This is a genomic window from Vibrio sp. T3Y01 (assembly GCF_013114525.1).
Taxonomy (GTDB): Bacteria; Pseudomonadota; Gammaproteobacteria; order Enterobacterales; family Vibrionaceae; genus Vibrio; species Vibrio chagasii_B.
Map to the genome: position 1 here is coordinate 71210 of NZ_VTXJ01000013.1, position 12554 is coordinate 83763.

At 45.5% G+C, this 12554-nt stretch carries 8 protein-coding genes; all 8 read right to left on the reverse strand.

Going from position 1 to position 12554, the window contains the following annotated elements:
- Positions 1 to 23: 23 nt before the first annotated feature.
- The 8 genes from F0232_RS15145 to F0232_RS15180 all read right to left on the reverse strand — a co-directional run bounded on the left by F0232_RS15145 (position 24) and on the right by F0232_RS15180 (position 12483).
- Positions 24 to 1019 carry an ABC transporter ATP-binding protein gene (locus F0232_RS15145; protein ID WP_008222184.1) on the reverse strand — a complete coding sequence of 332 codons (996 nt, stop codon included), beginning with the start codon at positions 1017 to 1019 and terminating at the stop codon, positions 24 to 26.
- Positions 1020 to 1107: 88 nt separating this feature from the next.
- Positions 1108 to 2091: an ABC transporter ATP-binding protein gene (locus F0232_RS15150; RefSeq protein ID WP_008222182.1), complete on the reverse strand. Its 984-nt coding sequence runs from the start codon at positions 2089 to 2091 to the stop codon at positions 1108 to 1110.
- Between the two features lie 2 nt (positions 2092 to 2093).
- On the reverse strand, positions 2094 to 3119 hold the full coding sequence (locus F0232_RS15155; RefSeq protein ID WP_008222181.1) for an ABC transporter permease: 1026 nt from the start codon (positions 3117 to 3119) through the stop codon (positions 2094 to 2096).
- Between the two features lie 2 nt (positions 3120 to 3121).
- A complete protein-coding gene (locus tag F0232_RS15160) occupies positions 3122 to 4108 on the reverse strand; it encodes an ABC transporter permease (protein ID WP_004738220.1) in 987 nt (328 codons plus the stop codon).
- 169 nt (positions 4109 to 4277) lie between these two features.
- Complete coding sequence (locus F0232_RS15165; RefSeq protein WP_008222178.1) at positions 4278 to 5960, reverse strand: ABC transporter substrate-binding protein; 1683 nt, start codon at positions 5958 to 5960, stop codon at positions 4278 to 4280.
- A 698-nt stretch (positions 5961 to 6658) separates the two neighbouring features.
- Positions 6659 to 10048, reverse strand: coding sequence for a response regulator (locus F0232_RS15170; protein ID WP_105057566.1), 3390 nt, complete (start codon positions 10046 to 10048; stop codon positions 6659 to 6661).
- A 216-nt stretch (positions 10049 to 10264) separates the two neighbouring features.
- Positions 10265 to 11287 carry a 16S rRNA (guanine(1207)-N(2))-methyltransferase RsmC gene (gene rsmC / locus F0232_RS15175; protein ID WP_105057565.1) on the reverse strand — a complete coding sequence of 341 codons (1023 nt, stop codon included), beginning with the start codon at positions 11285 to 11287 and terminating at the stop codon, positions 10265 to 10267.
- A 110-nt stretch (positions 11288 to 11397) separates the two neighbouring features.
- Complete coding sequence (locus F0232_RS15180) at positions 11398 to 12483, reverse strand: AI-2E family transporter (RefSeq protein ID WP_008222174.1); 1086 nt, start codon at positions 12481 to 12483, stop codon at positions 11398 to 11400.
- Positions 12484 to 12554: the final 71 nt, after the last annotated feature.

Consider the following 12554-nt stretch of genomic DNA (forward strand, 5'->3'; position numbering starts at 1 on the left):
AGACCCTAACTCAGTCTTAATGTTTAGCTTTCGTGTAGGTAGCAACGAACGAAGTGGTTCTCTGCTAATTGAGTCACGCCAGGAAGTTGTTCTTTACACTTGTCCATCGCGTGAGTACAACGGCCAGCGAATGGACAGCCTACAGATGCTGGCGTCCAAAGCGGGATTTCACCTTTGTTGCCAGCTAATTGGTCATGGATTGATTTCTTTGGATCTGGAACCGCTGAAACCAATAGTTGGGTGTAAGGGTGCTGAGGGTTAGCAATTACGTCATCGGTATCACCCCACTCAACCATGTGACCCACATACATTACTGACAGGTCTTCAGCGATGTAACGCGCAGTGGCGATATCGTGGGTGATGTAAAGCAGAGACATTTGTTTCTCAAACTTCATCTCTTCCATCAAGTTCAGAACACCGGCACGAATCGAAACGTCGAGCATTGACGTCGGTTCATCGGCAAGAACGACTTCTGCACCTACCGCGATGTTACGTGCAAGGTTGACACGCTGACGTTGGCCACCAGACAGCTGGTGTGGATACTTTTTCGCTGTCTCTTTTGGTGGGATTAGGCCTACTTGCTCTAAAAGATCGTATACACGCTCTTCTAGCTCTCTCTTGTTGCCAGAAGTCACCTTCTTGTGGATCAGCAGTGGTCGAGCAATATGGTGGAAGATGTTATGGGTTGGATTCAGAGAACCAAACGGGTCTTGCCATACCATTTGCACACCTTCACGGTAATGCATCAGATCTTTACGGCTTGAGATATCTTGAATATCACGGCCTTTGTACTCAATGGTGCCGCCTGAAGGCGCGTACATTTTTGCGATCATTTTTGCTGTGGTTGATTTGCCTGAACCAGACTCACCAACGACGGCTAGGCCGCGGCTTTTGTACATTTTGAATGACACGTCGTTAATCGCACGCATCATTGGGGTTTGAATGGTGGTACTGCTTATTGGGAAGTCTTTTACGACGTTCTTACCTTCTACCAATAATTGACCGAAATCTTTGCTCATAATTGTCTCCAGAATCCTTATTCGCTTCGCTTGCTTTTTGGCGGTCGGAGCCGCCTTGTTCGTTATTCACGCTGAATCAGCGTGCAAGCTATAGCTTCCTTTGTACTATTGGGTCACCGTACAGGTGGCAGTTCGACAAGTGTCCCGGCTCGATAGAGCGCAGCTTGGTTGGCACCTTGGTACAGGTTTCATGTACACGGTCACAACGAGCTTGGAAGCGACACCCTTCAGGGATCTCTAATAAGTTCAGAGGGTTGCCTGGAATACCGGTTAGTTTTGTCTTTGGCCCTGTTAGTGGAGGGAAAGAACTACCCAGCCCTTTGGTGTAAGGGTGGTAAGGGTTTTCTAGAATATCTTGTGAGTTAGCGACCTCGATAAGCTCACCCGAGTACATGATGCCGATGCGGTCAGAGAACTCGACCATCAACGATAAGTCATGGGTGATAAACAGAATCGAGAAACCAAACTCTTCTTTTAGTGCATAGATCTTTTGTAGGATTTCGCGTTGTACAACCACATCGAGTGCTGTTGTTGGCTCATCCATGATGATCAGCTTTGGATTCAGTGCTAACGCGATAGCAATCACTAGGCGTTGACGCATACCACCAGAGAATTGGTGAGGGTAATCACTCAAACGGCTCGGGTGAATGTCTACGATTTCCAGTAAGCCTTCAGCGCGCTTTTTAGCTTGCTCACGAGTCATGTTCGTGTGACGCATGATTACGTCACAGAACTGCTCTTCCATTGGTAATACTGGGTTGAGTGCGTTCATCGCACTCTGGAATACCATCGACATCTCACTCCAACGGAACGCTTGCATACGGTCATCACTGTATTCAAGAATGTTTTCACCATTGAAGATTACCTCACCACCACTGATGTAAGCTGGCGGCTTATGAAGACGCATTAGCGAGAAAGCAACGGTTGATTTACCACAACCCGATTCACCGGCTAGACCAAATACCTCACCAGGCGCGATATCGAAGCTAACGTTGTTACACGCACGCACATCGCCTGACTCTGTGATGTAATCCACGCATAAGTTGCGGATAGAAATTAGTGGTTCAGACATGATTATTTATCTCCGCTCCAAAGTGCATTTTGTGGTGGTAGTTCTGGTTCGCGTTCTTGTTTATCTTGAGCTGCAAGCTTCTTCCAACGCTTCATACCTTTGTGAGAACGTAGTTGCGGGTTAGCAATCTCATCGACAGCGAAGTTAAGCAGAGCAAGGCCTGTAACTAGCATTGTCAGTGCGATACAAGGAGCTAACAATTCCCACCAAGCCCCAATCAGCATTGATGAAGAGGTTTGAACGTTGTAAAGCATGATGCCCCAGCTGATTGTGTTCGGGTCACCAAGACCTAGGAACGAGATTGTTGCTTCCATCATGATTGCGTACATTACTGAGCCGATGAAGCTTGCACCTACGATAGAGATAAGGTTTGGCAGAATCTCAACGAAGATGATGCGAATTGGAGACTCACCAAGTACTTCTGCTGCTTTGACAAACTCTTTTTCACGCAGTGCAAGAGTTTGAGAGCGAACAACACGGGCGCCCCAAGCCCAGGACATAAAGCCGATAACCAAGGTTATTGTGAGTGGCCCTGCCTCACCGATGAAAGCTGCTACTACGAACAGTAATGGGTATTGAGGGATAACCAGCATGATGTTCATTGCAGCGGTTAGTACATCATCTACACGACCACCGAAGTAACCTGCAGAAACACCGATAACGGTTGCTAGTAAACATACTGTTAGACCAGCACCGAAGCCTACAGCGAGCGATACGCGTGCGCCGTATACCACTTGTGACCAAACGTCACGGCCCATACGAGTCGTACCTAATACGTGGTCTGCTTTTTTAGACATGATCAACGTGCGACGGTCGTCTGCAAGGTTTTGTGCCACCCAGCCGTTCGGGCTAGTTTGTGCAGACTTAACAACAAAGCCTGGGTACTCGTGTGGGTTACCTGTGCGCTTGTCTGGTGCATGTTTGGTGATCAGTGGAGCAGCAAGAGCGCCAAGAACAAAGATGCTTAGGATGATGACGCCAGTTAGGGCCATCGGGTTACGCCAAATGAGTTTTAGAAAGTCTTTCATGATTATTTACCACCCTTACGAAGACGAGGGTCAAGAACTACGTACAGCATGTCTGCAACCAAGTTAAAGAACAGCATGAATAGCGTCATGATAAGTAGCTGACCTTGCAGTACTTGGTAATCACGAGCGTTAATTGCGTTGAAAAGTACGCTGCCAAGACCTGGGTAGTTGAAGATGATTTCGATAATTAGCTGACCACCGATTGCCATACCTAGCGACATAGAAAGTGCTGTCACACTTGGTAGCATTGCGTTACGCGCTGCGTAGTTGAATACCACTCGGTTTTCGCTCAGGCCTTTGCCTTTCGCCATAGTGATGTAGTCTTCAGCAAGCAGGTTGATCATGTTGTTACGCATGTTCACTAGGAAGCCACCAATTTGAACAACTGAAGCACAGAACAGCGGTAAGAAAGCGTGGTAAGCCACATCTTTAATGAATGCCCAGCTTGTCCAATCAGGCACAGTACCAGCGGTGTAAGCGTAACCCGTCGGGAACCACTTCAAGCCGATTGCAAAGGTAAATAGTGCAATCATCGCGATAACTACTTGAGGAACGGCTTGTAGAATCAGCATTCCTGGCGTTACAAAGGCATCGTATTTACTGCCACGTTTCCACGCCGCGAAAATACCTAGGATTGAACCGATAGAGAAAGAAAGAATTACAGCGGTACCAGCTAAGAAAAGCGACCAGCCGAATGCTCCACCCAACAATGAGTTTACAGAAAGAGGGTAGAATTGAATTGATGTACCAAGCTCCCAGCTAAGGATGTTCTTCATGTACGCTGCGTATTGAACTAGCAAGCCGCCATCAACGAAACCTAATAGCTCTTTCATTGCAGCAATACGTTCTGGAGTAACTTGTACCGAAGCGTTCGCAAACATCATGGTAACTGGGTCACCAGGCATTGCTCTTGGAATAATAAAGTTTAACGTCGCTGCAACTAATAGCGCGACAAAATAAAATGACAAACGTCTTAAAAAATAACCCATAACTCACACCTTACTCACCCAGATTGTTTCCCTGTTTCTGGATTCAGGTCGCTCCTAGCGAAATTTGGAACGAAAAATCCCCTGACGACGAGCGCCATACTTTCAATTGAGAGTGTGGGGATTTTTATAAGCGGCGTAAGAGATTACGCCGCAAGGATTGAACGATTACTTATTTAACTGGTTTTAGGTCCAGTACATGAAGTAGACGCTCTGGAATACCAGCCCAAATGTTTGGACGGCCTTTTGGATTTTCTTCGTTCCACCAACCAGTGAAGCGAGTTGTGTTGTATTGGTACATGTAAGCACCAGACATCACAGGGATTGTCACTTGGTCTGCAGCGATGATTTGCTGGATACCGTGTGCAATGTCTAGCTGTTCGTTCTTATCAGCTGTTTTGTAGAAGCTGTTTAGAAGACCATCTAGTTTGTCGTTTTTGTAGAAGTGCATAGCGAAACGAGGCATACCGTCACCAGATTGTAGTGATGAGTTGTAAGCACTGTTCCAGTACGTGTATGGATCCGCACCGTGGAAGTAGTTTGTGTATGCTACGTCGTATGTACCTTCAAGCATTGCTTGGTTGTATACAGAGAAGTCTGGCGTACGAGCTTTCGCTTTGATGCCTACTTCGTTTAGCTGCTCTACCGCTAGTTGAACTGTGTTGTTGAAGTCAGTCCAGCCGTTTGGCGATTGGATCATTAGTTCGAAAGACTTACCAGATGGAGTGTCAACAAAACCATCATTGTTTACATCTTTGAAGCCAGCGTCAGCAAGAAGCTTCTTCGCGCCTTCAGCGTTGTAAGTGTTAAAGCCTTTGTACTTGTTGTGAGTCTTTTCATCAGACCAAGCTTCGAATGCGTAGCCAAGACCAGATGCGAAGTCGTTCACTGTACCGCCACCGTAGAATGCGATGTCGATGATAGTTTGACGGTCAAGCGCCATAGAGAAGGCACGACGGAATTCAACGTTGCTTAATGCTTCATGCTTCGCAGCATCTGGGTGCTTGAAGTTAACAACGAATGCTTGTGTACCTGCAGGCGGGTACCAGTAGTGGTGTTTAGGGCTAGCTGCCGCGTACGTACGGTCGATATCTGGAACGAAAGAAGACGTCCAGTCCATTTCACTGTTTACAACTTTACCTAGGAATTGGTCGTTGTTAGCAATTTGTGGAACACGTAGACAGTCAACATCTAGGTTGTCTGCATCCCAGTAGTTCGGGTTTGCACACTGGATGTATAGTTGTGCTGTAAACGTATCGATTTCTGTAAATGGACCAGAACCTACCGGGTTTTCATTGGTAAACGTTGATGGATCTTTAACGTCTTTCCAGATGTGCTTAGGTACTACAGGTACTTTAGCAATCTCGTAAGGTACGTTTGAGTTTGCTTCTGTTAGGTTGAACTTAACTTGGTTGTCGTTTAGTTTTTCTACAGAAGTTACCCAAGAGTTGATACCAGATTGGTCAAGCTCTGGCTTCTCTTTTACAAGGTTGAAAGAAAAAACAACGTCATCAGCAGAGAAAGTTTCTCCATCAGACCATTTAACACCCTTACGAATGTCGAAAACAACGCTCATCAGATCATCTGACATTTTGAAGTTTTCAGCTAGACGGAACACAGGAGTGTTACCGTGCATTTCGTTAAATACTACTAGCGGCTCGTATAGGAAGTCAGTTGTAGTATGAAGGTTAGTAGCACCAAGGTACGGGTTAAAGTTACGTACGAATGTTGTGTACTCTTTCGGGTGAATAGTCAGTTCGCTGCGTTCTGCAGCTGTTGCTACTGATGCAAAACCTGTCGTAGCAGTTGCAATAATTGCTGTTGCTAGTGCTGTTTTTTTTATATTGGCAAGCATAGCTGTTCCTTACTATTTGCTTTCATTTCACTAATGGATTGAATGTTATCTATCGCTAATTGGTTACTAGATACACACTCTGGTTAAAGGCCTACCTCTTCTTCGTTGCTCCAGATTCATCGCTGTTTCTGAGAAGTGGTAAGAGTGGCCTGTAGGCCTTTGGCAGGAGTAAGAAAACACCTTATCGATGAATTAATCAAACTCGTTTCCCGTCAAAAACGTTAAAAACAGATAACCTCACGTCATTAACGTCAAAACAAGGCGCTTTGGTGGTTTTTTGTTCGTAATTGTTAGGGTGATGTGACTCGCAACTAGTTGAGTGTTGAATATTATATGTAAGTGGTTACTTACATCGGGTGTTTTTAAAGATGGCGGTTATTTCTAATTTAATCTAATTGTAGATCTTGGTCACTTACTAATTTTACGTTAAATTTTCCGAGAAAATTAAATCTGCCGTTCTGTTGTGACTCGCTTCTCAAACTGCAACAAATAGTCAGGCTACGGTTAGAATCGGTGGAGAATAGAGCGAAAATCGGTAGCTGATGCCGATACTCATTACGTCGAAATAGCGTGATATTTCTCTTGTTTAAAGCTGTAAAAGAAGTGGGAGTGAACGGCTCTAATTGTGCTTTTTACGACTCTTATATGTACAAAAAAGCCCACGCAAGGTGGGCTAATAGAGTGATGTTAGTTCAGGATTAACTGGTCAGTAACTTCTGTAGTTTGTCTCTGAGCATCTCAATGTGCGTTCTCTCTGGTGTCTGTTCTTTACAGTGTTCGAGAATGAACTCGATAGAGCTTAGTACTGTTCGCCAGCGAGGTGTTTTAGGCAGCGTTTCTACACGTAGGTATTTGTCTAACGTTCGCGTTTGTAGTGTGCTTCTGTCTAGATAAACGCGCCATAAGCCACTCTTCTCTGCGAACGCAAACTTGGTTTCTCCGGTAACCGATTCCCAGTAGAGGATGGCGTTGGTCATCGCGTCGACTAAGACTTCACGCATTAACTCTTGTTTGTTTTTACCTTCTCCCGTGGCTTTATCTGCCAGACGAGTAAACTCACCACCGAGTTCTTTCAGCTGTTGCAGTTTGTCCTTGTCACCTTCAAAGGCATAGCTAGAAAGCGCTTCAACAGCCGTCTCAAGGTTATTGATACGGTTTGACTTAACACCACCGCCAACATTGAATATGTACATGGTGTCTAGTCCAGAGCCCTCAGGTAACTTGAGGATGTCACTCGGTATGCGCTGACGAGTGTCATCTATATAGATGTCGATATCGCCACAGTAGTGTGCTTGTTCCACTTTCAGGTATTTAGGCGCGATGATTTCGTCGGCCATTGAGCGCTTAAGTTGCTCTTGTCCGCGCCTAAAGAGTTTAGCTGCCGCTTCATTGGCAAAGCGAATACGTTGGTCATCACGAATGCAGATGATGGCCTCTGGTGCAGATTCTAGCTGCTCGAGTAAACGTCCTTGAGTTTCTAGCAAGTTAGCTTCAACCATCGCTCTGTGCTTGAGCTCTAGTTGTAGTTGGTCGTTCTCAAGGCGTCTCTGCTCAGCTTTACTTGCTGATAGATGTGCTGTGATTCGAGCTGCTAGCTCTTGTTTGTTGAATGGCTTAGACAAATAGTCATTAGCGCCGGCTTCGAAGCCGCGTACACGGTCTTCTGCTTGGTTGAGCGCGGTCAGCATTATGATCGGTAGTTGCGCATGGTCATATTGCTTACGCAGTGTCTCACACACTTGATAGCCGCTCATGCCCGGCATCATGATATCGAGGAGCAATAGTTCTGGCTTCTCTTTTTCAATCAACTCGATGGTTTCAGGGCCATCGCAGGCTGTACGTACTCGATAGCCTTCTAGTTTCAAGAAGCTGTCTAGTACACGAAGGTTAACGGGTTCATCATCCGCGATAACCAGCAGTGGACCATCAGGGTTCTCATTGATGACGCTGTTTTCTTGCTGCGTGTTATCAATCAAGTCAGGCGCTTTGAAGTGTGAGTAGCTACCTGATTCGTTGTAGTTTTTAAGTTCTTCTTCTGTTGCCAGAGGCAGAGTAAAGCTGAACGTAGTACCTAGCATTGGCTGGCTACTTACGTATAGCGAACCCCCCATTAATTCAATTAACTGGCGACTGATCGATAAGCCAAGGCCTGCACCTTGGCGATAGTTACTGGCGTCTTGGCCAGCTTGAATCAGAGGTTCGAAGATATGTTCAAGATACTCTGCTGGTATGCCTTGGCCTGTATCGACCACTTGCACACGAATGTTGTCGTCGATTACGCTCGCAGAGATAACGATTTTACCTTCTGATGTGTACTTGATGGCATTGCCGACCAAGTTATACATCACCTGCTCAAGGCGCTGAGGATCGGAGGATACTAGCCCTAAATCACTCGGCACTTGGTTAATAATACGAATCGGTTTATTGCCCAACAGGTGATGAGATAGCTCAAGCACCAAGCTGGTGGCAGCAGACAGATCAACCGCAGATTTCTTAATGTCCAAGCTACCGTAACGCATCTTGTGATAATCAAGCAGATCATCAACCAAGGTTGCTAGTCGCTGACCACTGTTGATGATGATATCCAACTGGTATTTCTGGTTCGCCGGAATAGGGCCATTCGCACCCGATATCAGAGCTTCAGCAATACCAACCATACCATGCAGTGGTGTTCTCAATTCGTGTGAGGTGGTTGCTAAGAATTCATCTTTGAGTTTGTTGGCTAGCTGTAACTCATCATTTTGTTTCTGGATGGTCTTAAGGTTGTCCTCAAGTTCATCATTTTGACTCTTGATCAGCTGCATCTTGTCACGAATTGAACGTTGCATTCGCTCAAAGCTGACAGCCAAGCGACCGATTTCGTCTTTGCGCTCTGTATTGATCATGGTTTCATCAAGGTCACCGGCAGAGACTTTCTCGGCTGCCCATGTCAGTTTAAGCAGCGGGGAGGTGATGAAGTTTGATAAATAGTGCGATGCAACCACCACCAGAATGATGGCGGTGAGCATGACGATAACGAAGATCTTTTCTAGCTGGTGAATACGTGCGAAGGCTTCTTTTTCTGGAAGCTCAACGACCAAAGCCCAAGTGGCGTACTTAAGCTCAATAGGTGTATAGGCCGCAATGATGGCTTGATTCTGAGTGTTATCGAATGTGCCAACAGCGGTTTCGCCAGCTAGTGCTTTGTCCACTACATCTAGGCTTAGATTGATAGATTCTTGCGAATGAGCGAGGCTACGAGGTAAGTGGTCACTACCAACGAGCAAAGTTTGAATGTTAGAGCTCTTGTTTAGATCGGCAATCAGCTTAGTGATGCCGTTGATTGGCAGCCTAAACATCGCGTAACTGTGTAAGTAACCCTGCTGCACAATAGGTGCACCTAACCATGCCGTCTGTTTACCGTTCTCGTCCTTAAAGTCAGAGACAATAACTGGCGTGTAATCTTCATTTGACTTGCGTCGGTCTGTGACGTCTTTGGCCAGGCGCTTGAAGGTAATACCTAGGTTTGAGTCCTTGTACTTACCAGTCAGCAAGTTAGTGCCGTAGTCGTCATTTTTGAAGACGGAGTAAGCAACGTTACCGTTGATATCAACCAATAAAATATCGTCAAAATCGGAGCGCTTAAGCAACTCTAGATAGGCGTTATGATAGCGCTTATGCAGTAGGCGATAACGTTCACTACCAATATAGCTGCTCGATTCTGGAAGAATGGATGTTTTGATCTGATCACCAGAACCTTGGATATAACGTTGCTGAGCATTGCTGCGAGCTTCGTCAATATCCAAGCCTAGGCGTTGGAAGGCATTGATTAAGCCATAGAAGCGTCCGCCACTGGCATTGGCTAGTTCTGAGCGAACAAAGCCCATGACTTGGGATTCTTGAGCCTGTAGGTAGTCGACAATCTGTTGTTGCTTAGTATCACGAACAGAAACAAGGTGCGAAGTACTTTGTTCCTGAAGATCCTGACTGTGCGATTGGAGGAAAAATATCGCGATAAGTGTCACTGGAGTAATACTAAGGACAAGAAATGCCAGCATTAGGGTGTTTTGAAGGCGCTTAAACTTCTGCTTACGATAAAATCTAAACATAAATTGGGTACTACTTTCCTTTGATGTACTGCTAAAAGGGGCGAAAACAAGTACAGAGAATAGAATTAATGGTTTCCAATTTAACGAAATTAACGAGTTTTTTTACTTTGACAAGTAAGTGGTATTTAAAGCGTGTGCAAAAGCTCACTTTTATAGACTTTTGACAAAAATATGAACAGACAGCGCAGATAATGACCCTGCGCTGTGCTAGAGAGGCTACTTGTTTGCGTGGTAGATCGCGAATTTGGTGGTCTTATTTAGAGTCGCGCATTTTCCAAATGCTTGCTCAATAATTGGGATGTATTTTAAGAAGCTGTTGGCAACAATGATCAGCTCACCAGAACGGTTTAAATACTGTGGAGCCTGCGCCAGAAGGGTTTCTGTTGCACTGTAGCTCGTATCCAAGCCCGAGTGGAATGGTGGGTTGCTGATAATGAATTGATAGTCTTGCGCTGTATCAGAGTAGACATCAGAAGCGAAAACTTTGCCCGTTAAGCCGTTCGCTTCCAAAGTTGCTTGGCTAGACGCTACTGCAAACGCACTGATGTCGCACATCTCAAGTTCAATATCAGGATTGCGAGAGGCCATTACTGCACCGAGTACACCGGCACCGCAACCGAAGTCCAACACTTTGCCCTTCAACGTTGGTAATGTATCTAGCAGAAGCTGGCTACCGACATCAAATTCACCATGGCTAAATACACCTGGCAGGCTTTTTACGGTAAGTGACTGCTCACCAATGTTCACCGTGTAGGTTTTAAACCAGTCTTGCAGGTTAAAAGCGGCTGGCTGCTCAAAGCATTGACCCCAGTAGAAAGAGCAACGACGCGCTGAATCGTATTTTACGACCTTACCGTAAGCGGCAAACATCTTCTCAACGCTTTTCACGCCAGAGCGGTTCTCACCAACCACAACAATCTCAGTGTCCTTGCCTAGTTTGGCAAACAGCATTGCCAGTAAAAATTCAGCTTCAGCTTTTGCTTTTGGCCAGTACAACATCACTAAGTCAGCTTTGGTCTCTTCGGTAAACTCAGCGCCGTAAAAACGTTGGATCGTGCTGTAGCCTTCAAGCTGACGGTAGTAGCTGTAGTTTGAAGTAAATACAGAGACTGATTCACAGTGTTTTGCTAACTCAACAGGGAATAAGTCTTCAGCCTCACCGGCAACTAAAACATGTTTACCTTCAAAGTAGGCAAGTTGGCGCTCAGCAATCTGGCTTGGGGCAATATAAGCTGACATAGGACACTCTATTGAATCGTTAGCAAAAAATGAGGGCGGATTTTCGCATAATCCGCCCAAAGCTTGAAGTGTTTAATACTCGTTCGGCAAGTAAGTGATTGAAGAGCGGTTTAACTCTTGTCTTGCTGATTTAAAAAGTCCTTAAACTCTTCATCGTAGATGTTAAATAGAACAATGGTAATCGCAAAAATCAGCGGGCCGTAGATAAGACCAATCAGTCCGAATAGTTGGATACCACCCAGTAGCGAGAAGAAGATCATTAGGGTGTTCATACCCGCACTGCCTTGCATTAACAGCGGTCGTAGTAGGTTATCTATCGAGCCAACAATCGCCACGCAGTAAACGGTTAGGAAGATAGCCCAAGTCGTGTCACCGGTTAAGAACAAGTAAGCCGCCGCCGGGATCCAAATTAGCGCAGTACCTACTACTGGGATGAAAGAGGCAAAGCCCATCATGGTGCCCCAGAATAGGCCTGGGAAGCCAGCAATCCACATACCGAAACCACCAGCTATACCTTGTGCGATTGCAGTTAGGAATGATCCCATCACTGCTGATTTCGATACTTGCTCAATCTCAGCGAGAAGTTTGTCTTCTTGGCTGCGAGACAGAGGAAGAATGTGGCGAACCACACTGATGATTTTGTCATGATCTCTTAGTAGGAAGAACAGAACGAACAGCATCAAGAAGAAGTCCATCAAGAAGTTGGTCGCATCACCAAGGATCTTTGCACTGATGCCGACAAGCTTAGAGCCAAAGCTCGTCGCGAACTCGCCAACTTTTTGTGCGATAGCCTTAGGCTCAATGTTATCGAAAGGCAGGTAGTTATTTACGAACGACAGCGCTTTAACCACGATAGGGTGCTCAAACAGGGTTTGAATACCGCCATGTGTGACCCATTGATAAGTGTTTTGAGAAAATAGAGAGCCTTGCTGCACAATCGCTGCAAATACTGCCAGTAAAGGGATAACAATAATAAAGGTTAAGATCACACAAGATAGCAAGGAGACGAGGTTTGCTTTGTTCGGGATCTTCTTTTCAAGCCACTCATGGATCGGAAACATTAACAGTGAAATGATGAAGGCCATCACGATTGAGTTAACGTATGGTTCTATAAGTAGGTAACAAGCATAAGCCGCGGCGAGCAGCGCAATGATGATTACCCAGTGACTGGAATTGATTTTAATTTTTTCTGACACGGTAATGGTCTCTATATTTGCGTTCTGAGTTTATAATGGCTGCAAAACAGAGAGTTAGCAATGAGGAGTTT

Coding starts and splice junctions, on each gene's coding strand:
- F0232_RS15145 (WP_008222184.1), bottom strand. CDS start 1,019: ATGAGCAAAGATTTCGGTCAATTATTGGTAGAAGGTAAGAACGTCGTA.
- F0232_RS15150 (WP_008222182.1), bottom strand. CDS start 2,091: ATGTCTGAACCACTAATTTCTATCCGCAACTTATGCGTGGATTACATC.
- F0232_RS15155 (WP_008222181.1), bottom strand. CDS start 3,119: ATGAAAGACTTTCTAAAACTCATTTGGCGTAACCCGATGGCCCTAACT.
- F0232_RS15160 (WP_004738220.1), bottom strand. CDS start 4,108: ATGGGTTATTTTTTAAGACGTTTGTCATTTTATTTTGTCGCGCTATTA.
- F0232_RS15165 (WP_008222178.1), bottom strand. CDS start 5,960: ATGCTTGCCAATATAAAAAAAACAGCACTAGCAACAGCAATTATTGCA.
- F0232_RS15170 (WP_105057566.1), bottom strand. CDS start 10,048: ATGTTTAGATTTTATCGTAAGCAGAAGTTTAAGCGCCTTCAAAACACC.
- rsmC (WP_105057565.1), bottom strand. CDS start 11,287: ATGTCAGCTTATATTGCCCCAAGCCAGATTGCTGAGCGCCAACTTGCC.